This is a genomic window from Nonomuraea sp. NPDC049269 (genome assembly GCF_043197155.1).
Taxonomy (GTDB): domain Bacteria; phylum Actinomycetota; class Actinomycetes; order Streptosporangiales; family Streptosporangiaceae; genus Nonomuraea.
In genome coordinates, this window is sequence record NZ_JBICSO010000007.1 from 572407 (window position 1) to 594329 (window position 21923).

Annotated in this window: 20 protein-coding genes; 11 read left to right on the forward strand and 9 right to left on the reverse strand. The window is 69.1% G+C overall.

What is annotated here, in order from left to right; translation table 11 throughout:
• Positions 1–119: 119 nt before the first annotated feature.
• Both ACGFNP_RS38220 and ACGFNP_RS38225 read left to right on the forward strand, forming a co-directional pair.
• On the forward strand, positions 120–1628 hold the full coding sequence (locus ACGFNP_RS38220) for a CDP-alcohol phosphatidyltransferase family protein (protein ID WP_393327159.1): 1509 nt from the start codon (positions 120–122) through the stop codon (positions 1626–1628).
• Entirely contained in the window at positions 1625–2347 is a 723-nt protein-coding gene (locus ACGFNP_RS38225; protein ID WP_358317581.1) for a DUF5941 domain-containing protein, read from the forward strand. The genes ACGFNP_RS38220 and ACGFNP_RS38225 overlap by 4 nt, the downstream gene beginning before the upstream one ends.
• A gap of 134 nt (positions 2348–2481) precedes the next feature.
• Here the strand turns inward: ACGFNP_RS38225 and ACGFNP_RS38230 are convergent, their stop codons facing one another.
• The gene (locus ACGFNP_RS38230) at positions 2482–2715 is read right to left on the reverse strand and encodes a helix-turn-helix transcriptional regulator (RefSeq protein WP_358317579.1); all 234 of its coding nucleotides are present in this window, start codon (positions 2713–2715) and stop codon (positions 2482–2484) included.
• A complete protein-coding gene (locus ACGFNP_RS38235) occupies positions 2715–3413 on the reverse strand; it encodes a DUF2975 domain-containing protein (RefSeq protein ID WP_393327162.1) in 699 nt (232 codons plus the stop codon). Before ACGFNP_RS38235 ends, ACGFNP_RS38230 begins: the two co-directional genes overlap by 1 nt.
• Before the next feature lie 499 nt (positions 3414–3912).
• Here ACGFNP_RS38235 and ACGFNP_RS38240 point away from each other — a divergent pair, with 499 nt between their 5' ends.
• The 3 genes from ACGFNP_RS38240 (at position 3913) to ACGFNP_RS38250 (ending at position 7643) form a co-directional block, all read left to right on the forward strand.
• Positions 3913–5262 (forward strand): hypothetical protein, encoded by a 1350-nt coding sequence (locus ACGFNP_RS38240; protein WP_393327164.1) that lies wholly within the window; start codon positions 3913–3915, stop codon positions 5260–5262.
• An 89-nt stretch (positions 5263–5351) separates the two neighbouring features.
• Positions 5352–6059, forward strand: a complete 708-nt coding sequence (locus tag ACGFNP_RS38245) for a hypothetical protein (RefSeq protein WP_393327168.1) — start codon at positions 5352–5354, stop codon at positions 6057–6059.
• Between the two features lie 183 nt (positions 6060–6242).
• A complete protein-coding gene (locus ACGFNP_RS38250) occupies positions 6243–7643 on the forward strand; it encodes a glycoside hydrolase family 16 protein (RefSeq protein ID WP_393327171.1) in 1401 nt (466 codons plus the stop codon).
• Between the two features lie 9 nt (positions 7644–7652).
• Here ACGFNP_RS38250 and ACGFNP_RS38255 read toward each other — a convergent pair whose 3' ends face one another.
• Positions 7653–8849, reverse strand: a complete 1197-nt coding sequence (locus ACGFNP_RS38255) for a hypothetical protein (protein WP_393327173.1) — start codon at positions 8847–8849, stop codon at positions 7653–7655.
• Positions 8850–8911: 62 nt separating this feature from the next.
• Between ACGFNP_RS38255 and ACGFNP_RS38260 the strand changes: the two genes are divergently transcribed.
• On the forward strand, positions 8912–9868 hold the full coding sequence (locus ACGFNP_RS38260) for an isopenicillin N synthase family dioxygenase (RefSeq protein WP_393327175.1): 957 nt from the start codon (positions 8912–8914) through the stop codon (positions 9866–9868).
• Positions 9869–10009: 141 nt separating this feature from the next.
• Here the strand turns inward: ACGFNP_RS38260 and ACGFNP_RS38265 are convergent, their stop codons facing one another.
• On the reverse strand, positions 10010–10630 hold the full coding sequence (locus ACGFNP_RS38265; RefSeq protein WP_393327177.1) for a hypothetical protein: 621 nt from the start codon (positions 10628–10630) through the stop codon (positions 10010–10012).
• A gap of 380 nt (positions 10631–11010) precedes the next feature.
• On the reverse strand, positions 11011–13362 hold the full coding sequence (locus tag ACGFNP_RS38270) for a GH1 family beta-glucosidase (protein ID WP_393327179.1): 2352 nt from the start codon (positions 13360–13362) through the stop codon (positions 11011–11013).
• A gap of 91 nt (positions 13363–13453) precedes the next feature.
• Here ACGFNP_RS38270 and ACGFNP_RS38275 point away from each other — a divergent pair, with 91 nt between their 5' ends.
• The 5 genes from ACGFNP_RS38275 (at position 13454) to ACGFNP_RS38295 (ending at position 17513) form a co-directional block, all read left to right on the forward strand.
• A complete protein-coding gene (locus ACGFNP_RS38275; RefSeq protein ID WP_393327180.1) occupies positions 13454–13996 on the forward strand; it encodes an Lrp/AsnC family transcriptional regulator in 543 nt (180 codons plus the stop codon).
• A 55-nt stretch (positions 13997–14051) separates the two neighbouring features.
• Entirely contained in the window at positions 14052–14915 is an 864-nt protein-coding gene (gene ddaH / locus ACGFNP_RS38280) for a dimethylargininase (protein WP_393327518.1), read from the forward strand.
• A 1-nt stretch (position 14916) separates the two neighbouring features.
• Positions 14917–16125, forward strand: a complete 1209-nt coding sequence (gene rocD, locus ACGFNP_RS38285) for an ornithine--oxo-acid transaminase (protein ID WP_393327183.1) — start codon at positions 14917–14919, stop codon at positions 16123–16125.
• Positions 16126–16302: 177 nt separating this feature from the next.
• Positions 16303–16671, forward strand: coding sequence for a hypothetical protein (locus tag ACGFNP_RS38290; protein ID WP_358317557.1), 369 nt, complete (start codon positions 16303–16305; stop codon positions 16669–16671).
• Between the two features lie 35 nt (positions 16672–16706).
• A complete protein-coding gene (locus ACGFNP_RS38295; RefSeq protein ID WP_393327186.1) occupies positions 16707–17513 on the forward strand; it encodes a hypothetical protein in 807 nt (268 codons plus the stop codon).
• On the opposite strand, the gene ACGFNP_RS38300 is transcribed toward ACGFNP_RS38295, so the two are convergent.
• Genes ACGFNP_RS38300 through ACGFNP_RS38315 form a run of 4 tightly spaced genes read right to left on the reverse strand, consistent with a single transcriptional unit; the run spans position 17510 to position 21678 of the window.
• On the reverse strand, positions 17510–18733 hold the full coding sequence (locus ACGFNP_RS38300) for a CU044_5270 family protein (RefSeq protein WP_358317553.1): 1224 nt from the start codon (positions 18731–18733) through the stop codon (positions 17510–17512). The genes ACGFNP_RS38295 and ACGFNP_RS38300 overlap by 4 nt on opposite strands.
• On the reverse strand, positions 18726–19337 hold the full coding sequence (locus tag ACGFNP_RS38305) for an RNA polymerase sigma factor (RefSeq protein ID WP_393327189.1): 612 nt from the start codon (positions 19335–19337) through the stop codon (positions 18726–18728). Before ACGFNP_RS38305 ends, ACGFNP_RS38300 begins: the two co-directional genes overlap by 8 nt.
• 43 nt (positions 19338–19380) lie before the next feature.
• On the reverse strand, positions 19381–20109 hold the full coding sequence (locus ACGFNP_RS38310) for a class I SAM-dependent methyltransferase (protein ID WP_393327192.1): 729 nt from the start codon (positions 20107–20109) through the stop codon (positions 19381–19383).
• 21 nt (positions 20110–20130) lie between these two features.
• Positions 20131–21678, reverse strand: coding sequence for an alkaline phosphatase D family protein (locus ACGFNP_RS38315; RefSeq protein WP_358317547.1), 1548 nt, complete (start codon positions 21676–21678; stop codon positions 20131–20133).
• Positions 21679–21923 lie beyond the last annotated feature (245 nt).

The following is a 21923-nucleotide window of genomic DNA, read 5'->3' on the forward strand; positions in this document are numbered from 1 at the left end:
GGTGGAGCGGGCTTTGCGCACCTCGGATGGAGCGACTTTGCGGAACCCTCACTAGACTTTGACGTCCGTCCCCGCTCTACCCGTTGTTCAACCCCCCGCAACCGCCTCGAAAGGGAGTCATGACCCGCGTGGTCCTGCTGGGCTCTTCGCCCGGCCCTGACACCGCTCCGACCGGCCTGAGGCTGGCCGCGCTGCCTGGCAATCCCACCGTGGCCGAACGGCTGCGCAGCCAGATCCTCTCCCTGGATCCGCAGCCGGCCATGATCGAGCCCGGCGACCTGGCCGGCGCTCTGCGCGCGCTGGCCGATGTCGCCGAGTCCGCAACGGAGAACCTGTTCCTGATCCCGGACAACTCGATCGTCCACGACGAGCTGATCTACCAGATCACCAAGGCCAAGCGCGGTGCGCTGGCCCTCGTCGCCAAGGAGCCGCGTCCGGACACCATCGATCAGGCGCAGGAGGAACTCGTCCCGATCGACGAGGCGGAGCCGGAGATCGGGCTCAACACCCTCGAAGGGCTGCCCGTCCGCGCGCGCGCCGGGAAGTCCCGCGTCATCTCCGTCGGCACCGCCAACCACGCGGTGACCAGACCCAACACGGCACTGCTCGGCCCCCTGCACGTGAGCGCCAGGAACGCTCCCCTGCTGGCCGAGACCTGCCGTGAGCTCGCCGACATGGCCGACGCGTTCGGCGCCGACGACGACCTGATCCAGCTGATCATCTTCGGCCTGGTCCGCAACGGCATGTCGGTCGGCATCCGCGGCCGCCGCGACCTGTTCTACCGCCGGGTCACCACCCAGGAGGAGACCAACGAGGCCGGCATCGAGATGTCCGGCATCGACGAGGACCGGGCCCGGCTCGACAACGCGGTCAAGGGCGCGGACGGTTTCTTCACCACCTACTTCGTCTCCACCTACTCCCGCTTCATCGCCCGCTGGGCCGCCCGGCGGGGCCTGACGCCCAACCAGGTCACGCTCATCTCGATCGCGCTCGGCGTGCTGGCCGCGGCCTGCTTCGCCACCGGCGATCGGCCGTGGATGGTGGCGGGCGGGGTGCTGATCTACTTCGCCTTCGTCTTCGACTGCGTCGACGGCCAGGTCGCCCGCTACGCCCGTAAGTTCGGCGTGCTCGGCGCGTGGCTTGACGCCACCTTCGACCGGTTCAAGGAGTACGTCGTCTTCGCCGGCCTCGCCGTCGGCTGGGTCGTGTCGGGCAACAGCGACGACATCTGGATCCTCGCACTGGCGGCGCTCGGCCTGCAGTCCACCCGCCACCTGCTCGACTTCTCCTTCGGCATCTCCAACCGCCGCAAGCCGCCTGCCCAGCTGCCCACGCTTCCCCTGAACGCCCCTGACGACCGCGCCCTGCGCAAGGCGCTGGAGCGTCGTAAGGTGGAGCGCAGCCAGGGCATCCGCGGCGTACTCAAGATGTGGAGCCGCGCCGGGCGGTTCAAAGCGGTGCACTGGGCGCGTAAGATGATCGTCTTCCCCATCGGCGAGCGGTTCGCGGCCATCGCGATCACCGCCGCCCTCTTCGACGCCCGCATCACCTTCCTCACGCTGGTGATCTGGGGCTCCGTCGCCGCCGCCTACACCCTCACCGGACGCCTCATGAGGTCGCTCGCATGATCACCGCACCACTGGCCGCAGGCACTCCCACGCCGGATCCCGACGAGGAACGCCGCCGCATCCAGACCGCCCGCCTACTCGCCTACCGCGACGACGGCCCCCTCGTCCACGCGCTGGCCGGCCGCATCGGCAAGGGCATCCCACCGGTGCCGGCCACGCTCATCGCCCTGCTGGCGGTCGTGGCCGTCACGGTCTCCGGGGTGCTGAAGTCTGGTGGCCCGATCCTGCTCGTGCCGCCGCTGCTCGTGCTCCTGCTGGTGCTGCCGACCGCGCCCCGCGACCACCTGGGCCGCCTCGACTGGCTCACCCCGCCACTGCTGCGCGGCGCCGAGTTCCTCACGATCATCGCGGTGGGGCTGGCGGCCGACGTGCCGAAGTGGCTGCTGTTCGTGCTCGTGTACGTGGTGGGTTATCACACGTACGACACCGTCTACCGGACGCGGCAGAGCATCTGGCCGCCCGCCTGGGTCTTCCACGCGGGGCTCGGCTGGGAGCTGCGGCTGCTGATCATCGGCGTGGGCGCCGCGCTGGGCTGGCTGACGCCGGTGCTGGCGGTGCTGACGGCCTACCTGTTCGTGCTGTTCGCGGTGGAGAGCGTGACCAGCTGGGTCCGCCTCGACAAGGCCTCCGCCCAGGCGGGCGCCGACGCCGAACAGGACCTGGAGGCGTCTCCCGAAGACGCTCTGGAGCAGGCCACCGGAGAAGCCGAAAAGGGCTGACTTCCTTTGCTTGTCGCACCACCCCCGTGACGGCTCAACTGCCGTCCGGGGGTGGTTTTTCGTTTCTTGGTCCATCGCATCGCAAGCTGTTGCTCCTGGCCCCTGACGGGAGCAACAGCTCATCCGTCATCGCGCTAGGAGCGCGGCCTGAAGGACAACAGGTCGCCGGGCTGGCAGTCGAGGACCTCGCAGATCTTGCTCAGCGTGGAGAACCGGATCGCCTTGGCGCGGTTGTTCTTGAGGATCGACAGGTTCACGTTGGTGATCCCCACCCTGTCGGCCAGCTCGACGAGCGTCATGCCGCGCGCTTCGAGCAACTGGTCCAGATGCACCTCGACGGCGTGCTCGGGGTTTTCGGCGGGCGGCATCAGACTGTTCCTTCGAGTTCCTCGCGCATGTGCGCACCGGCGCGGACGACCTTCGACATCACCACGAGCCCGAGCCCGGCAACCAGGTACGCCCACGGGAACACCCAGCCGAACAGGGCCATGTCCCACACGCTTTTGACGGAGCTGTCCACCATCGACACGGCCAGGCTGGTCTCAACGATGGTCGTGTAGAGCGATGCCGCGAGCGTACTCACACCGAGGAACGCACCGAGGAACACCAGTCTGCGGACGATCCCCTCATCGAAACCGTTCTCCCGTCGCGCGTCTCTGATCAGCCGCTCGAGCAGGAAGAGCGCGATGAGCAGCATGAGGGGGGTGGCGAAGCGCGAGCTCTGATACAGCAGCTGGGTGCCGAGGCTGGAGTCGTCCTGGCAGATCTGAGGCGGCGGGTTCTGGAACTCGACCCCCTTCTTCACGGGGTACGGGTCGTCATGGACGGTGCTCGTGACCGCGGCCTTCCGGCGTTGGGGATCCTCTAGAAAGTTGCCCTTTACGGCGGGTATGCCCGGCGCCGACACGCACACCAAGCTCTGGGCGCCGCGGGAACCGAAGGAGTTCTCTCCGCCGGTCAAGGCAGCGCCCCCGACCGTGTAGATCATCATTCCCGCGAACAGGACCAGGAGGACGCGGACGGTGATCGCCGTCCATTTCAGTGGGGTGGATCTGTTGAGAGGCATAGCACTGCTCCGCATCGTTCATCGATATTATCGTTTGTCGATGGTATCGAAAAGCGATACGGAGTCAAGCGAGTACCCAGAACTGGGCCCATCGCCCCGATGACAGATCACGAGCAGCAAGCCATCGATTCGGCGACGTTGGCGGCGGGCCACCGATGCGCCAGCGAGCCATCGGCGTGACGGCGGGCCTCAGAGTGACGGCTTGCCTCGGCGTGACGGCGGGCCACCGATGCACCAGCGAGGCCTTAGGGCTTTTCTTCCTGTACGGCACGCATGGGGAACCCGCCACCCGCCGACCATGGCGGGGGGCCTCCAGGAAGACGGCCTCTGACCGGTACAGGGTCGGCCGCCGATACGGCGTGCTTGTTGGTCGGACGTCGCCTTGGCTGGTTGGGTGGGGGGTTGGCGTGGCTGGAGCCGCTTTGGGTGGGGACAGAGCGATTAGGGTGGGGGGTCAGGGCACTCTAGTCGGATAGCGGTTCTGTGCCGGGAGACGCGGATGGCGTTCTTGTCGCGGCTGTTCAAGTGGGGGGCGGGCGATCCGCCGGCCGAGCGGGAGGAAGCGCGTCGGCAGGGGATGCGGGATGCCCGGGAGCATCCGCTTGGGGAATTCACGGATCCGGAGTTCCAGCCTTCGTATGTGACCGAGGTACGGGCTCGGGCGCGTGAGAGCATCACCGAGGTTGATCGGCGGCTGGCGGCCACCAGGACCGTGCTGCTTGAGCGGGCGGTGGGGGCTCGGGAGACGATCCTGCGCGAGCTCGGGCGGGCCGATCTGCGGCCGGTCGCCGAGCGCGCCAACGGTCACACGCCCGGTCACACGCCCGGCGCCAAGGGTGCCGGTCCGGCGGATGATCCTGGCGCTGCCGCTTCGGCCGGCGGCGAGGATGCCTTCATCTCCATCGCGGAGGCCAGGCGGCGGCGGGCCGAGGCGCGGCGTAAGGCCGTGGTGCAGGAGGCCGGTGACACGGTTCATCGGGCCAGGGCGCAGATCGAGCGACTCACGCAGGAGTGGGAGAGCGCGCTGATCGAACGCAACCATGCGGTGGAGACCGTACATGCCAAAGCCGAGCAGCTCATCGCGGCTTATCGGGGTGGGGTGATGCGGGCTCATCCGCGCAAGGAGGAGATCCCGTCGCTGTGGAAGGGCGAGGTCATCGCGATGGACTCCTCGGGGGACAGCGCGACCGCGGTCTCCGGGCGGGAGGAGATCGGGCGGATCATGGAGGAGGTCGAGGCGCGGATCGAAGTGTGGCACGCCGAGGTCGTCGCACCTCGGGCACTGCCCGGCGAGGCACGGCGCGCACTCCCCTGGGACGCGGCCCCAGAGGCCGACCTCGTTTTCGACACCGACTTAGAGTCCGACGCCGACCTTGAATCGGATGCCGGCCTCAATCCAGATGCCGACACCGGCCCCGGCTCGGGCTCGGGCTCGGGCTCCAGCTCCGGCCCCGGCTCGGGCTCGGGCTCGGGCTCGGGCTCGGGCTCGGGTGCCGACCCGGACTCCGATGCGGACGCCTACCTGGGCTTCGACGCCGGTCCCGCCCCAGGCCGGGGCTCAGACCTGTCCTCCGACACCGCACCGGATCCAGGCCACCGCCCCGCTCCCACCCCGCGCACCAACACGGCTCCCGCCCCTGGTCCGGGCCTTGTTGCCGAAGCCGGGCCTGATTGGGAGGCCACCGACGATCACGGGATCGGCCGTGATCGCGAGGCTGGACCGGACCAGATGGCCGGACCCGACCGTGGGGCTCGACCCAACCGGATGGCCGGACCCAACCGCGAGGCCGGGCCCAACCGCGAGGCCGGGCCCGAGCGTGATGACACCGGGGCTGGAGGAAGGCGATGACGGACGGAGGTGGCGGCGAGGCCGGGTCTCGGGGGGAGGCTCTGACGCGGACGCCCGCGCGTCCGGTCGCCAGGCCAAGGAGGCGCAGGGTGCGGCGCGGGGTGGCGGCCGTGGGGGTCGTGGTGCTGGTGGGCGCGGGGGTCAGTGGGTGCGGGACCGAGGCGAAGGCCGTGTGCGGGGTGGTCGTCGACTCCACGAGCTATGCCGACCCGGCGACCTCCCGCAGTGACGTCACCTCCAAGCTGCCCCCCTTCGCCCAGGGCTGCGACTGGATCGCGTTCGCCGCCGTGACCGGGAGCTCCGAGAGCAGTACGTGCCGCCAGGACCCGGTGTCCATCGCGGCCACCAAGGCCGAGAACCCCAACGCGAACCCCGTCGTCGAGGACCGCATCCGGACCCATCGCATCACCGAGGTGCTCCCCCGGGCGGTCGCGCTGTTCGACTGCCCGACCGAGGGCGAGGGGTCGGACGTGCTGGGTGCGTTCCGGTACCTGGTCAAGCAGATGAGCGCCCAGCGGCAGCCGGACAAGGCGCATCAGATCATCGTGTTCAGCGATCTCATCAACAACCGGGGCGAGCTGAACATCAACAAGCTGGACCTGAGCGAGGCCGCCCGCGCGCAGAAGGCCAAGCAGTTGCGGGCGTCGCAGCTGATGCCGGACCTGGCCGGCTACGGGGTGGTCGTGCACGGGTTCCTGCGGGAGAAGACGGCGAGCCCCGACCGGTTCCCGCTGCTGGAGGACTTCTGGAAGGAGACGTTCGAGGCGGCGGGGGCGAGCCCGGTCGACCTGCTGTAGTACGCGACCGCGCAGCGCCACAAGACACCGGAGCCCGAGAGCGCTCTCTCCAGGCGGGCATGGGCCTTTTCGCCAAGCCGTCAAGCCTGTGGTGCCGTTTGTTGACACGGCATTACACCTGTGTTTACGTCTCGTGAGAGAGCGCTCTCTGCAACAGCCTCCGCATCCCCCCAGGAGCAAGGAATGGCACCACAAAACCCGAGTCGCAGGCGCTTGGCGGCGGTGGCCGTGGCGCTGGCGGTGCTCGCCGCCCTCCTCGTGCACGTGGCCGTGAGCGCTTCCGCGGCCGTGCCCCCAACCCCTTCCGGCTGGTCACTGGTCTGGTCGGACGACTTCAACGGCACCTCGGGCGCGCCGCCCTCGTCGGCGAACTGGATCGTGGACACCGGGCACGGCTACCCGGGCGGCCCGGGCAACTGGGGCACCGGTGAGATCCAGAACTACACGGCCGCGTCCTCGAACCTCGGTCTCGACGGCGCCGGGAACCTGCGGATCACGCCGCAGCGCAGCAGCTCCGGAGAATGGACGTCGGCGCGCGTCGAGACCACACGGGCCGACTTCAAGCCGGCCGACGGGCGGGTGCTGCGCATCGAGGGCCGCATCCAGATGCCGAACGTGACGGGTCAGCCCGCCCTCGGCTACTGGCCGGCGTTCTGGGCGCTCGGCTCGCCGTACCGGGGCAACTACTGGAACTGGCCGGGCATCGGCGAGTTCGACATCATGGAGAACGTCAACGGCATCAACTCCGTCTGGGGCGTACTCCACTGCGGCGTGAACCCCGGCGGCCCGTGCAACGAGACCACCGGCCTGGGCGCCAGCGGCGCCTGCCCCGGCTCGACGTGCCAGGAAGCCTTCCACACGTACCGCTTCGAATGGGACCGCAGCGTGAGTCCCAACCAGTTGCGCTGGTACGTGGACGGCCAGCAGTTCCACAGCGTGAGCCAGAGCCAGCTCGACGCCGGGACCTGGGCCAACATGACCGGGCACGCCGGCTACTTCCTGCTGCTCAACGTGGCCATGGGCGGGGCGTTCCCGGACGCGCTGGCCGGCAGCGCGACGCCGACCGCGGCCACCGTGCCGGGGCGGCCGATGGTCGTCGACTACGTGGCGGTATGGCAGAGCGGCAGCACGGGACCGACGCCGACCGTCACGCCCACCCCGCCTGGTGGGGTCGACGCCCGCTCGACCATTCAGGCCGAGAGCTACCAGGCCCAGTCGGGCACCATCGTCGAGACCACCACGGACACGGGCGGCGGGCAGAACGTCGGCGCCATCGCCAACGGCGACTGGCTCCGCTTCGACGGGGTGAACTTCGGCTCCGAGGCCGCCAGGCAGTTCAAGGCCAGGGTGGCGTCGGGGGCGGCGGGTGGTGTGAGCGGGCTGGTCCAGGTGCGGCTCGACAGTCCCACGGCGACGCCGATCGGCGACTTCGCGCTGGCCAACACGGGAGGCTGGCAGAGCTGGCGGACGGTTCCCGCGAACATCTCCGGGGTGACCGGAACGCACACGGTCTACCTGACGTTCAGCAGCGGCCAACCGGCTGATTTCGTCAACGTCAACTGGTTCACCTTCTCGACCACGTGACCACCCCGGTCAGGCGCCGCGGGTGTCGGCGGCGCGGCGTCTGGCCACGATGCGTTCGGCCCAGCTGGCCGCCTCCGGGTCGTGCAGCCCCTCGACCACGCCGCCCAGGTACGCGGTGCCGAGGCTGTCGAAGCCGCTGTCGAGCTGCCGCGTCCTGCTGGCCAGCCGCCGGTCGACCGCCTGCAGGTACTGGGCGATGCTCTCGGCGTAACCGGCGTCTCGCTGGTAGTCGGCCTGGGCGGCGGCGCAGGCCACGGCCTCGGCGTCACGCTTGGCGCGTAGCTCGCGCAGCCGGCGGTCGTTGGGGTTGTGCATCCTGCGCCCCAGGTCGGCGGCGATCAGCGCGGTGGCGACCAGCAGGGCGAGCAGCAGGATCATGGTGGGCAGGAGGCCGACGCCGGAGGAGGTGGGGCCGATCTCCTGGCCGTCGACGATCAGCGGCCTGACCAGGGCCTCCCGGCGGAGCACGGCCACGGCGACGATCAGGCCGAGCCAGACGAGCGCGACGGCGATCAGCAGCCAGCGCCCCTTGGCGGGGCTGCCGTTCTCCTGCCATGCCCGGAACGTCCTCCCGTACATGTGCGGGGCGACCAGCATGATCAACGCGGCGCCCGCCGCGAGCAGGGCGGTCATCGCCACGCTGTCGCCCCAGTTCAGGATCACCTGGTACAGGATGGGCACCTCGACGATCAGCAGAAGCAGCAGGAGCAGCGCGGCGGGCAGCCAGCGGCGTACGACGGGCCAGCGGCTGCCGGACAGCGCGATGGAGCTCGGGCGGCCGTCGCCGGGGCGCCTGCTCGGCTGTTCCAGCTCCCGGACCCGGCGCTGGCTGTCGTCGAGCGCCTTGCGGATCTCGCCGAACGCGCGCTGCGACTCGGTCAGCTTGATCTTCTGCGCCTCGAACTCGGCGCGGGCCTGCTGGATCTCCCGCTCGGTGAGGTTCTCGATCTGGGCCAGTTCGGCCAGGCGCTCGTCCTCCAGTTCGTGGAAGCGCGGCACGCTGCCGGTTTCGAGGGTGAGCGTGTCGATCTGGCCGTCGGTGGCGTGGGCACGGCCAAGCTCGCGTTCCTCGCGGCGGCGCTGCGCCCAGTCGGGCAGGTGGTAGAGGTCTCCGTCATAGGCGACGGCGGGGGCGATGCGAGTGACCTGTCCTGGTTCGTCGGATTCGTGCCCGTGGTTATGCTCGTGCCGGCGAGTGAAGCGCATACAGCCTCCAGCGCGGTCCTGTCTTTCGATGTTAATCGCCGGATATGCGGAACAATGGCGTGGTGAGTGAATTGCCGGTGATCGACATCTCGCCGCTCCTCTCCGGCTCTCGGGAGACGGCCGCCGTCGCGGAGCGGATCGGCGCCGCCTGCCGGGACAGCGGCTTCTTCTACGTCTCGGGCCACGGGGTCGCGCCCGAGCTCGTCGGCCGCCTCGACGCGGCCGCCAGGAGGTTCTTCGAGCTGCCGGTCGAGGTGAAGAACGAGATCTCGATGGAGCGCGGCGGCCGGGCCTGGCGCGGCTTCTTCCCGGTCGGCGGCGAGCTGACCTCGGGCCGCCCGGACCAGAAGGAAGGCGTCTACTTCGGCGCCGAGGAACCGGCGGGCGACCTCCCGCTGCGCGGCCCGAACCTGTTCCCCGAGCAGGTGCCGGAGCTGCGCGCGGCCGTACTGGAGTATCTCGGCACGATGACCGGCGTCGCCCAGGCGGTGATGTCGGGGATCGCGCTCAGCCTGGATTTGCGCGAGGACTATTTCCGCGCCGGCTATACCGCCGATCCGACCATTCTTTTCCGGATATTTCATTACCCGCCCGCAGAGCCGGACGAGACCGACGCGTGGGGTGTCGGGGAGCATACCGACTACGGCCTGCTCACCCTCCTCCTCCAGGACGGCAACAGCGGCCTCCAGGTCCACACGACGCGCGGCTGGATCGACGCGCCGCCGCTGCCTGGCACGTTCGTGTGCAACATCGGCGACATGCTGGACAAGCTGACCGGGGGCCTCTATCGATCCACTCCGCACCGGGTGCGCAATCTGAGTGGGAATGAGCGCCTCAGCTATCCGTTCTTCTTCGATCCCGGGTGGGACTGCGAGGTGCCGCCGCTTCCGTACACACCGGGCGGGCGGGCGCGCTGGGACGGGCAGGATCTACGGGCGTTCAGCGGCACCTATGGGGACTATCTCCTCGCGAAGGTGTCCAAAGTCTTTCCCCATCTCGCCGAGGCGCTTGGGGAGTAGCAAGCGAGAACCCCGGCACGATGGCCGGGGTTCTCGGGTGCCCGTACCGGCCCCCGACCGCTGGCGCACGCCATTGTGCACCTGCCGGTACAGCCGATCAGACGGCCGGAACACGCATTCTTGGTTCTTCTCCGACCCGGGTCAGGCCACGACCGAGATGACCCTGCCGATCGCCTGGCCGGCGGCGACCACCTTGATGATGGCGTCCAGGAAGACCCCGAAATCGGCGTTGACCCTGGCCTCCCAGCGCCAGGCCCAACGCCGGCTCAGGTCGGCCCAGCCGTCGTGCAGAGCGGGCAGGATCTCGGACTTCCCCCAGTCGTCGTCCCGCGAACCGGGTTCGAAGGTGCCGTGCACCCGCCCGGTGTGCGCGAAGGTGTAGACGTTGGGGTTGGGCTCGAGAAAGTCCCTGATCGCCCAGATGAACGATGTGTCGTAGCTGATCGCGCCGGACACATGGAAATGCCCGCTGAAGTTGTACGAGCCGGTGTCGTGCAGGGCCAGGTTGGCCCAGCCGCCCACGGCGACACCATCCCTGAACCCGATCCGCGCATCAAACGGACCGATGATCGATCCATCGGCCGCCAGCGGCGGTAGCCCGATCCCGGCGGCACTGGCGACACGCTGGCCGAGGCCGCCCGGACCGGACGACGACGGCTTTTCCAGCGAGGCACCGACAGACGCCTGCAGGTTCGGCGCGGAATCGAGGTCATGGAGGAAGGCGGCCAGTTGATTCTGCTCTTCGGTGGTGAATTGCGACATTGGTGGGGCTCCTTTTCCGTCGCGGAATCTCCTGGGCCCATCTGTCGGGAGGGCCGTGTCTTGCCTTCTCAGAATGGGAGAACCGGCGATGGAGAGAAATACCTAACGTTGGGGATTACCGGAAACCATTTGCCGCATTTGTCCGCACGGTTCGTGCCGGCCTGAGCCTGCCCGGCCCGCCGCGGCTCTGGCCGCCCCGAACACCTGCGTTCTCAAGACGCTCAACAGCGGGAACTACGTCACGGCTGTCGGTGCCGGTGGGCGTACGACGGATGTGATCCACACCGATGCGACAAGGCTCGGATCATGGGAGAGGTTCGTGATCACTTGCGGGTTCTGAGCCCGGGCAGGCGTCGCTTTCACCGCCCGGGCATGGTGAGCTACGTGGATTCCCGCACCACGAGGCGGGTCGGGACGATGACCGAGGTGGTGTGCCTGCCTTCCAGTCTCGACAGGAGCAGCCTGGCCAGGGCCATGGCCTGGTCGGCGACCGGGGCCTGGACCGTGGTGAGGGACGGGGTGGTGCAGGAGGCGGCGTCTATGTCGTCGAAGCCGGCGATCGCCAGATCGTCCGGCACCCGGCGGCCCGCCTCACGCGCCGCCCGCAGCGCGCCGATCGCCAGGTGGTCGGTGGTGGCGAAGATCGCGTCCAGGCGCGGGTTGTCCGCGAGGAGCTGCCGGGCCGCCGCCGCGCCCGCGTGCATCGTGAGGTTCGCGGTGGCGATCAACGGGTGGCGGCCGGCGCGTTCGAGGGCGGTCCGGTGGCCTGTCAGGCGGTCCTGGGTCGCGACGAGGTCCAGGGGGCCGCAGATGATGCCCAGGTGGCGGCGGCCGGCCGACAGGAGGTGGTCGGTCACCGCCGCCGCGCCGCCCGAATTGTCGACGTCCACGTAGGGGACGAGGGAGGCGATGGCGGGCTTGCCCAGCAGGACTGTGGGCAGGCCGGTGCGGATCAGCCGTTCGGTCAGCGTGTCCGTCCTGTCCGTGGACGGCGGAAGGAGGATCACGGCGTCCACCAGGCGGGCCTCGGCGTGCTGGACGATGCGGCGGTGGCTCTCCGCCGTGTCGGCGACCATGAGCGTGATCCGCTTGCCCGCCCCTTCCAGGACACTGGTGACGTACTGGACGACGGCCGCCGTCAGGGCCTCGCCGCCCGGTCTGGGGACGGACAGGACGAGCGCGATCGAGTCCGTACGCCGGGTGACCAGGCTACGGGCCGCCGCGTTGGGGACGTAGCCCAGCTCCTGGACGGCCCGCATCACGGCCGTGCGGACCTCCGAGCTGACGGCAGCCTCTCCGTTGACCACCCGGGACACCGTGGCCCTGGAGACCCCGGCACGGGCGGCCACGGTCTCCAGCGTGGGCCGTTTCGGGCGGCTCTCGCCCAGGCCGTTGCGCTTGATGACGTCGCGGTACCAGTACGCGCTGTCCTTCGGCCGCCGCCGCTGGGTGGCGAAGTCCACGTGGTAGAGGCCGAACTTGCGCTGATAACCGTCGGCCCATTCCATGCAGTCGAGCAGCGACCAGAGCAGATATCCGCTGACCCGCGCGCCCTCCTCGATGGAGACCCGGAGGGCCCGCAGGTGTTCCTCGATGAAATTGATTCTGTCGACGTCGTGAATCCCGTCCCCGGTGATCACGTCCACGAAGTCGGCGCCATTCTCGGTGATCATCAGCTGGGTGTCGGGATATTCGCGGGAAAGGCGGCGGAGAAGCAGCGGGAGGGCGTTCGGGACAATGGGCCAGCCCATGGCCGTCACCGCCGTGGGCACCGTGCAGAAGAGGATTCCGGCGCTTCCCGGATACGCCGGATCGGCCGGTTGACTGGGCTGGGCCTGCACCACGGTCGGCGCGTAGTAATTGACGCCGATCAGGTCGATGGGCCGGGAGATGTCGGCCAGGTCGCCTTCGTGGATATGGTCGAGGCCGGCGGTGCGCTCGACGAGCGGGAGCAGATCGGCGGGATACGCGCCACGCAGCACCGGCTCCAGGAACTGCCGGTGTATCAGCGTGTCGATCCTGGCCACCGCCTCGGTGTCCTCCTCAGGCAGCTCCATCGACAGGTCGCCGACCTGGCCGGGTGTCATGACGGGCGAGAAGTTGAGGATCAGGCCCACCTTCGAGGCGCCCGCGGCGCGCAGCTCGCCGGTCGCCAGTCCGTGGGCGAGCAGCAGGTGGTGCGCGCTTCTGAAGGCGTCGGCCGGCGAGCTGCGGCCCGGCGCGTGAATGCCGGAGCCGTAACCGAGAAAGGCCGACACCCACGGCTCGTTGACCGTGAACCAGGTGTCGACGCGGTCACCCAGCCGGTCGTGCACGGCCCGCGCGTAGTCGGCGAAATGGCCGGCCGTGTCGCGGACGGCCCAGCCGCCCTTGTCCTCCAGCGCCTGCGGCAGATCCCAGTGGTAAAGCGTCGCGTAAGGCGTTATGCCCGCGCCGAGCAGCTCGTCGACGAGCTGCTCGTAGAAATCGAGTCCGGCGGCGTTGACCCGTCCCGAGCCGCCGGGAACCACCCTCGGCCAGCTGACCGAGAAACGGTAGGCGGTCACGCCCAGGTCTTTCAGCAGGCCGACGTCTTCGGCATATCGATGATAATGATCGCAGGCGGTCTGCGAATCCAGAAAGGTGTCCCAGATGGACGGGCCGCGGCCGTCGGCCACGTTCGCGCCCTCAATTTGGTAGGCGGACGTCGAAACTCCCCAGACGAAATTCTCGGGAAAAGCTGCTCTGCTCACGGGTCCAGCATCCTCCGGTCAAAGATCGAACGCTCAGTCTCCCCTGGCGTGCTCGTCGCGCGCCAGCCTGGCCAGGCTGTATACAGGGCGCGTGGAACTGGACCGGCTGGATCGTGACATCATCGCGGCGCTCGTCGACGACGCCCGCCAGACCTATGCGGAGATCGGGCACCGGGTCGGGCTGAGCGCGTCGGCCGTGAAACGCCGGGTCGACCGGCTGCGCGAGGCCGGTGCGATCACCGGGTTCAGCGCCCGGGTGGCGCCGCAGGCGCTCGGCTGGACCACCGAGGCGTACGTCGAGCTGTTCTGCCAGGGCAAGACGAAGCCCTCGGACATCGCGCTGGCCGTGGCCAAGTGCCCGGAGGTCGTCGCGGCGGCCACGATCACCGGTGAGGCCGACGCGCTGGTGCACATCCGGGCCACCGATGTGCGCCATGTGGAGCGGGTGATCGAGCGACTGGCCGCGGAGGCGTTCGTGGTGCGGACCAAGAGCTCGATCGTGCTGTCCCGGCTCGTCGACCTGCCGCCGGGAGCCGTGCCCGACGCCCCTCTCCCCGGCCGCGCCGAGCCCGGATCTGACCCGTTCGCGGGTCCCGTACCGGATGAGCGCAACAGAACGCAGGTCGTCGGCTGAAAGTCGCAACAGACCCGCGCGTACATGCAATGTCAACCCCTTGGCCTGCGCAAACATAAATTCTTATGCTGTCTTCGTCCCCTTCGGGGACACTCCCCCGACGACCCCGACGGAGACCTGCATGCCCAAGCACTTCCTCATGTGCCGCCCGGAATACTTCACGGTCGAGTACGCGATCAACCCGTGGATGCATCCCGAGACCGGCACCGACCGCGATCTCGCGATCCGGCAGTGGGAGGGCCTCAGATCGGTTTACCAGAGCCTCGGGCACCAGGTCAGCCTCATCGATCCCGTCGAGGGACTGCCTGACATGGTGTTCGCCGCGAACGGCGCCCTGGTCGTCGGCGGGCGGGTCTACGGCGCCAGGTTCGCCTACCCGCAGCGCGCCGCCGAGGGCCCGGCCTACCTGCGCTGGTTCACCGAGAACGGTTTCCCGGTCAAGGAGCCGTCCCACGTCAACGAGGGCGAGGGCGACTTCCTCACGCTCGACGACGTCATCCTGGCCGGCACCGGCTTCCGTACGAACCTGTCGGCGCACCAGGAGGCGCAGGAGTTCACCGGCCGCCCGGTGATCTCGCTGACGCTGGTGGACCCGCGTTTCTACCACCTCGACACGGCGCTGTTCCCGATCGACGGCCGCAACGTCGCCTACTACCCGGCCGCCTTCTCCGAGGGCAGCCGCGCGGTGCTGGCCCGGCTGTTCCCGGACGCCGTGCTGGCGACCGACGCCGACGCCGAGGTGCTCGGGCTGAACGCGGTCAGCGACGGCACCCACGTGGTGATCAACGCCGAGGCGGGCGACCTCCAACTGGAGCTCAAGCGGCGCGGCTACGAGCCGATTCCCGTCGACCTGTCGGAGTTGCGCAAGGCAGGTGGCGGCCCCAAGTGCTGCACACTGGAGATCCGGGGGGAGAACTGAGATGAGCACCACCACCGACCTGATCGAAGTGAGTGAGCGCCGTAGCGCGCACAACTACCACCCGCTGCCTGTGGTGATCCACGAGGCCCACGGCGCGTGGGTGACCGACGTCGAGGGCAAGCGATACCTCGACTGCCTGGCCGGCTACTCCTCGCTCAACTTCGGGCACGGCAACCCGAAGATCATCGAGGCGGCGCAGGAGCAGCTCAAGAACCTGACGCTGACCAGCCGTGCGTTCTACCACGACCAGTTCGCCACGTTCTGCGCCGGGCTCGGCGACCTCACCGGCAAGGACATGATCCTGCCGATGAACACCGGCGCCGAGGCCGTCGAGACCGCCATCAAGGTGGCTCGCAAGTGGGGCTACGAGGTCAAGGGCGTCCAGCCGGAGCAGGCCAACATCATCGTGATGGAGGACAACTTCCACGGCCGGACGACCACGATCGTCAGCTTCTCCACCGACCCCGACGCCCGCGAGGGTTTCGGCCCCTACACCCCAGGCTTCCGGATCGTGAAGTACGGCTCGGTCGAGGCGATCAGGGAGGCCGTCGACGCCAACACGGTGGCGGTGCTGTTCGAGCCCATCCAGGGCGAGGCCGGGGTGCTGGTGCCGCCGGACGGCTACCTCACGCAGGTGCGAGAGCTGTGCACCGCCGAGGGGATCCTGATGATCGCCGACGAGATCCAGTCGGGTCTCGGCCGCACCGGCAAGACGTTCGCCTGCGACCACGAGGGCGTCGTGCCCGACATGTACGTCCTGGGCAAGGCCCTCGGCGGCGGCGTCGTACCGGTCTCGGCGATCGCCGCGAACGAGGACGTGCTCGGCGTGATCAAGCCGGGCCAGCACGGCTCCACCTTCGGCGGCAACCCGCTGGCCTGCGCGGTCGGCAACGCGGTGATCGAGATGCTGAACACCGGCGAGTACCAGTCCAGGGCCGCCGAGCTCGGCGAGGTGCTGCACGCGCGGCTGCGCGAGCTGATCGGCCACGGCGTGATCACGGTGCGCGGGCGCGGGCTGTGGGCGGGCGTCGACATCGACCCGTCGCTGGCGACCGGGCGCGAGGTGTCGAAGGGGCTGATGGCCCGCGGCGTGCTGGCCAAGGACACCCACGGCTCCACGATCCGGCTGGCGCCGCCGATCGTGATCTCCGAGGAGGATCTCCTCTGGGCGGTCGACCAGCTCGCCGACACCATCGCCTCCTTCCGCTAGAGACGCGGTACAACCGGCCGCTTCCCGTACGGCCCGCGCAACGGATCCGCATCCGTGGCGCGGGCCGTACTTGATCTCCCCGAAAGGCACGTCCACTTCGTCCTGGATAGGTATGATCCCCTGCCAAGATCAGCGTCTCCTGGCGGGCCGGCTCCGCCTATCCATAGAAGAGGGCACATGAAGAAACTCGCAGCCGCGGGAATCGCGCTCGTCACGTCGTTCTCCGTGCTCACCGTCAGCCCGGCCGAAGCGACGATGGCCAGCAGGAACCTCATCACGTTCTGGGAGCACGACGACTATCAGGGCGCGCGTAAGGACATCACGTGTTCCACCCAGCTACGGGACGACCTGGGCGCTCTCGAGAACGAGGCGAGCTCGATGGCGAACGCGTCCTACTCGGGTATCGACCTCTACAGCGGTGACAACCGGACCGGTGTCAGGTACTACGCGGCGCCGCGCAGCAACGACAGCGACTTCACCAACAACGGCTTCGACAACACCGTCGAATCCCTCTGGTTCAGGAAAGTCCCCTGCGACGTAGGCTGATCGCCGGTCGGTGGGCGTGGGGCTGCCTGGCGCTGGTGCTGGTATCCACCGCCGCGTGCGCGGCTCCCGCCCCCTCGACCGCCCCCGAGCGGCCCGTCATCGACCCGTCCGCCGAAGCGCAGGCGCTGCACCTGCCGTTCGACGCCTACAAGCGGACCGAGACGGACATCGAACGCGTCGAGCGGGCAACGGACGTTCTCGCCGGCCAGTGCCTCCAGAAGAAGGGGTACAGCCGCCCGGCTCTGCCCGCGCTCACTGTGCTCGAGGCACCCAACCGCCGCCGGTACGGGGTCATAGAGCCCTTGGTCGCCACGCGGATGGGCTATCACGCCCCGCTCACCTCCGTCGAGAAAGAACGAGACCGGGCGGACCGGGCGCGCGGTGGCTACCGCGACGCGGCCGAACGATCGGCGGCGAACACCTGCCTTGATGACAGCATGGGCCGGGTCTACGTCGACGGCACCGATTCGCCCCTTCTGACGCGCCTGGAGCGGGAGATCTTCGAACAGACCCGGACGAAGGACCTCCACGTCCGGGCAGCTTTCGACAAGTGGCGGTCGTGTATGCGCGCCCGCGGCCAGAAGGAGTACGCCGACCCCTTGGCGGCCGCCGCCGACGACCGGTGGAAGGACCCGGGTTCGGCGAAAGCCGAAACGGCCACCGCGGTCGCCGACGTCGCGTGCAAGAAAGAGACGGGCCTCGTCGAGGTCTGGCGCGGCGCGGAGGAGAAACTCCAGAATGCCGCCATGAAACAGCACCCCGCCGACTTCGACCAGGTCCGCCAGACACTCGACAAGGAACGCGCCGAAGCCACCCGCATCGTCCAGAGCGCCAAGCCCTAGGATCCAGGGCCGCTGCCGATCGGTGCCGGTTGCGCGGTGGCGGTGATGTCGGCGGGGCCCGTGGCCGGGTCCTCCGGCAGGTCGCTGGGCAACGCCGGAGGGTCGGTGAGCGACGGATCCTCCGCGGGGCCGCTATCGGTCGGCTGGTCCGTGGGCTGCTCGGTCGATGGATCGGCGGATTGGTCCGTGGGCGGGTCGGTCGGCTGATCGGTGGGCTCGAGGGTCGCGGTGGGCTGCGGAGCGCAGCCGGCGGACTCGATCACCGTGCCCGTCGGCTCCGGCAGCCGGTCCACGACGCTCACCTTCACCTGAGCCGTCGTGGTGAGCATACTGTCCGCCGGCGCGCCGCCGGCTTCGGCGTCCACGACCGTGCGGTGTTCCCCGAGCAGCACGTGTGTGTCCCGATCGAAGACCAACTGCTCCAGGATCCCCGCGGACACCCTGCCCAGCGCCACCCCCTCGCGCCCGACGAAGTCCTTGACCCCCTCGGCCACCTGTACCCCCGGGATCGACTTGGCGGCCTCGAACAGCGCGTCACGCTGCGCCCTGGGCATGTACGTCTCCCTGATCAGGTCACCCACCGCGGTGAACGCCACCTCGTCGGCGCCCCTCTTGCCACCGGACTCCCGTTTGTAGAGCAGGTCGCGCATCCTCGCCGGGTCAGGGGGCAGCGTGCTCAGGTAGGCGTAGTCGACCCGGAAGCGCCCGAGCTGGTCGGGGCAGGAGGGGAGCCGCGCCCATTGTGCGGGCGTCCGCTCGGGCCTCTCCTTGGGCAGCGGCGGATCCTGCCCTTCCATCAGCAGCAGGCCGTCCGCGCGGGCGTCGACCGATTGCCAGATCTTCCGGTGCGTCCCGGACAGGAAACGGACCGCGCCACTGCTGCCCGCCGAGGTCGAGCTGATCATGCCCTTGGTCTCGACCAGGATGAACTGGCCGGGCCTGGGCCGCAGCTCATCCGCCGACACGGCCGCCGACTGGGTGGCCGAGGCGGCCACCCCCAGGTTCGGCTGCCGCGCCGACAGGGCCACGGCCACGCCCCCGACGAGAGCGACCGTCACCCCGAACGCGGTTACGGCCTGCCAGCCCAGCTTCGGAAAGCGGAACCCACGTCCCTCGCGGGCCTCGCGCAGCAACCGTTCGCGCGCCTTGGCGCGGGCCTCTTCCGGATACGGCGGAGCGGCCGGCCGCCCGTCCGCGAACGTCCGAATCTCGTCATCCATCCTGGGGCTCCTCTGCGAAGGGATCGATGCCGCCGAGAGCCCTGCGTACCTTGACGCGGAGCCGATGCAGCCTGGACCGGACCGTGCCCACCGGCACGCCGAGCGCGAGCGCCGCGTCCTCGTATGTCAGGTCCGCCCACGCCACCAGGAGCAGCAGGTCGCGCTCCGCCGCGCTGAGCCGGGTCAGCGCCCGCGCCAGCCTGGGCTGGAGCTGCTCGGCGGTGACCCGGTCCGCGCTGCGGTCGTCGAACGAGCCCGGCCGCTCCACGCTCACCTTGGACATCGCGTGGATGCGCCGCCGCTCCGCCCGGCGATGCTGGGCGACGACCTTGGTGGCGATGCCGTACAGCCAGGGCCTGGCGTCCGGCCACGAGCGGTCGTAGCGCGCCCGGGCGCGGAAGGCGACGAGGAACACCTCGCCTGTCACGTCTTCGGCCGGCTCCGAGCCGAGGCGCCTGGCGGCGTACCGGTGGATCTCTTCGGCATGCCGGTCGAACAGCGCCGCGAAACGTTCCGGATCACTCACCGATTGCGCGATCAGCGCCGAGTCGTCCAGCGTTTCAGGTAACTCCTGAACACCCACCACGTGCCGGTCCTCTCTCATGCGGTCACCCTGTTGTTGACCGCACGCGGGACACCGGTTCCACCTATTTCACGCTATTTCCCACCAGCCGCCACGCCAGGAGGCCGTCCGCATCCCGCTCGGCCGTGAAGCCGGCCGCGTCGAGCTCGGCGTCCAGCCGCCCCCTGCCGGGCCGATGACTGACGCTGACGACCTCGTCCTCGCTGATCAGCACCCCACGCTGCCTGATCTGGTAGAGGAAGCGCGCCCTGACGGTCTCGCCCGCCGCCTCCAGCACCTGTCCCCAGATCTCGTACGTGTGCCTGCCGACCTGGTACGAGCCCATCCGCTCAAGCTCACCCGGGATTCGAGGGGGCGGTTCGCGATGGTTGAACACCAGCAGCCCGCCGGGTTCGAGCTGCCTGGCCAGGACCGCCCACAGCCGCTCCCGCTCGGCCGTGTCGAAGGCGTGCAGGACCGAGATCATCACGATGGCCTCGACCGGCTCGTCCACGTCCACGTCGAGCGCGCCGCAGGGCAGGACGGTCACCCGGGACAGCAGATCGGCGCGCTCGGCCAGGCGGGAGACCAGGACCGACCGCATGCCGAGAGACGGTTCGACGGCGTAGATCTCCGCCGGGGTCTCCCACGCGATCAGCTCGGTGATCAGGCCGGTGCCGGCGCCGATCTCCATGACGCTCCGGCGGACGTCCTTGAGCAGCGGTGGGAGGAGCCGGCGGATCTCCGGGACATGCCCATCCTCATGCCAAAGGTCATAGAAGGGGACGGCAACAGAGTAGTGGTCATGGTACACAAAAGCCAACGATAACCGTTTTCACGGAAGTCGTACAGAATCGATGCGCTTGACGGTGCTGCCGGAGGATTCGTACCAGTCCAGTTCGCCGGGCAGGGTCAGCGTGGCCACGGCGTTCTGGAACCACGGCCCGGCGATGACCTCCCAGCGGAACGGCGGGCGCGGAATGCGGGCCAGCCGCGCCAGCAGGCCGCCGACCAGCGTGGCCAGGCCGAACTGGCTGAACACGTTGGCCCAGCGCAGCACCGGGCTGAGCGGGTTGCGGATCGGCGAGCAGACGACCTGGTAGATCGGCCGGCCGTCGACCTTGGCCAGGTAGGAGTAGTGCACGTCGCCGGAGAGCATCAGCACCGGCTTGCCGATCTGGACCAGCAGCCGGGCCAGGTCCTCGAAGGAGCGGCGGAAGGCCGCCCAGTGCTCGAGGTCGATCGCCTGCCGGAACCGCTCCGAGAGCCGCGCGACGGTCTTGCCCCACTTGCCGGCGCAGAGCGCCTCGTTCCAGTTCTGGACGAAGTGGACACCCTCTGGCAGCAGGAACGGGATCGACGAGCCGATGACCAGCCGTTCGGCGGGCTTGGCGACCTCCTCCTCCAGCCAGGCCCACTCGACCGGGTCGAGCATCCGCCGGTCGGCCGGGGTGAGCTGCCTGGCGCACCGGGTATCGATCATGATCAGGCGGGTGCCGCCGAGCTCGCGGGAGTAGCTCCACCGGTTGCTGCTGGGCTCGGCGTCGGCCCGTTCGGCGAAGGCGTCGAGCGCCTCGCCGTCCCCGCCCTTCAGCAGGGTCGCCAGCAGCGCGTCGTCCGCCCGCTCGGCCGGCGACAGGTTGCCGAGGTGCTGGTAGACCCAGTAGGCGCCGAGCCCGGAGATCACCCGGCGCTTCCACCAGGAGGTCGCGGCCATCTGCTCGCGCCAGGTCTGGGAGGTGTTCCAGTCATCGCGCAGGTCGTGGTCATCGAAGATCATCGCGGTGGGCACGGTGGAGAGCACCCAGCGGATCTCCGGCTCGGTCCAGGCCAGCCGGTAGAGCTCGGCGTACTCCTCGAAGTCGGCGATCTCCTTCTGCGGCTCGCTGTCCCTGCGCGCGGCGATGAACTCCAGCATCTCGGGTGACGGGCTGTCGGCGTAGACCTGGTCGCCGAGGAGCAGCAGCAGGTCCGGCCACTCCCCGGCGTCCGCGTCCTTGAGGTGTGAGCCGTAGGAGCGCAGCACGTCCTCGCCGTGAGTCAGGACGTATGTGGTGTCGTGGGGCACGCTGGTGCGGCAGGAGCCGAACGCCACCCGGCTCGGCCCCTCCGCCGGGAACAGTCTGATGCGGCTGGGGGGCCAACCTTCGAGCGGCCAGACCTGCTCTTCCCCTATCTTGACCACGTACGAGTCGACGCTCTCCGTCAGCTCGAGCAGATCGACGATCGCGTAGTGGTGTCCATGGACGGTGAAGGTGGACGAGGAGAAGACCCGGCCCGCGGCCTCCACGGTGACCAAGCCTGGCGTGCCGGTCTCCACCCAGATCGAGGCGCTGGCGGAATCGACGTAGCGCAGCATGGGCCCGACGACCAGAGCGGGCATCAGTCCCCCAAATTCGACAGTTCGGCACACATGTAGTGGCAAGCCTGCCAGAGTGGCACGTTTGCAGCACCACGATCAACGCATGTAATTGATGACAGCAGATCACCTGGGATACGGCAAACCCGAAAACCCTAGGCAGCAATAAACGCCGCGCTCTAGGATGATCACGACACGAACGCCCAAACAAGGCAGGCAATGGCGCCTCGCCCCACGTTCCGGGCGTAGACAACAGGAGGAATCCCTTC

Excerpts from the sequence above, each read along its gene's own strand:
- ACGFNP_RS38220 (WP_393327159.1), top strand. The coding sequence starts at position 120 with ATGACCCGCGTGGTCCTGCTGGGCTCTTCGCCCGGCCCTGACACCGCT.
- ACGFNP_RS38225 (WP_358317581.1), top strand. The coding sequence starts at position 1,625 with ATGATCACCGCACCACTGGCCGCAGGCACTCCCACGCCGGATCCCGAC.
- ACGFNP_RS38230 (WP_358317579.1), bottom strand. The coding sequence starts at position 2,715 with ATGCCGCCCGCCGAAAACCCCGAGCACGCCGTCGAGGTGCATCTGGAC.
- ACGFNP_RS38235 (WP_393327162.1), bottom strand. The coding sequence starts at position 3,413 with ATGCCTCTCAACAGATCCACCCCACTGAAATGGACGGCGATCACCGTC.
- ACGFNP_RS38240 (WP_393327164.1), top strand. The coding sequence starts at position 3,913 with ATGGCGTTCTTGTCGCGGCTGTTCAAGTGGGGGGCGGGCGATCCGCCG.
- ACGFNP_RS38250 (WP_393327171.1), top strand. The coding sequence starts at position 6,243 with ATGGCACCACAAAACCCGAGTCGCAGGCGCTTGGCGGCGGTGGCCGTG.
- ACGFNP_RS38255 (WP_393327173.1), bottom strand. The coding sequence starts at position 8,849 with ATGCGCTTCACTCGCCGGCACGAGCATAACCACGGGCACGAATCCGAC.
- ACGFNP_RS38265 (WP_393327177.1), bottom strand. The coding sequence starts at position 10,630 with ATGTCGCAATTCACCACCGAAGAGCAGAATCAACTGGCCGCCTTCCTC.
- rocD (WP_393327183.1), top strand. The coding sequence starts at position 14,917 with ATGAGCACCACCACCGACCTGATCGAAGTGAGTGAGCGCCGTAGCGCG.
- ACGFNP_RS38290 (WP_358317557.1), top strand. The coding sequence starts at position 16,303 with ATGAAGAAACTCGCAGCCGCGGGAATCGCGCTCGTCACGTCGTTCTCC.
- ACGFNP_RS38300 (WP_358317553.1), bottom strand. The coding sequence starts at position 18,733 with ATGGATGACGAGATTCGGACGTTCGCGGACGGGCGGCCGGCCGCTCCG.
- ACGFNP_RS38305 (WP_393327189.1), bottom strand. The coding sequence starts at position 19,337 with ATGAGAGAGGACCGGCACGTGGTGGGTGTTCAGGAGTTACCTGAAACG.
- ACGFNP_RS38315 (WP_358317547.1), bottom strand. The coding sequence starts at position 21,678 with ATGCCCGCTCTGGTCGTCGGGCCCATGCTGCGCTACGTCGATTCCGCC.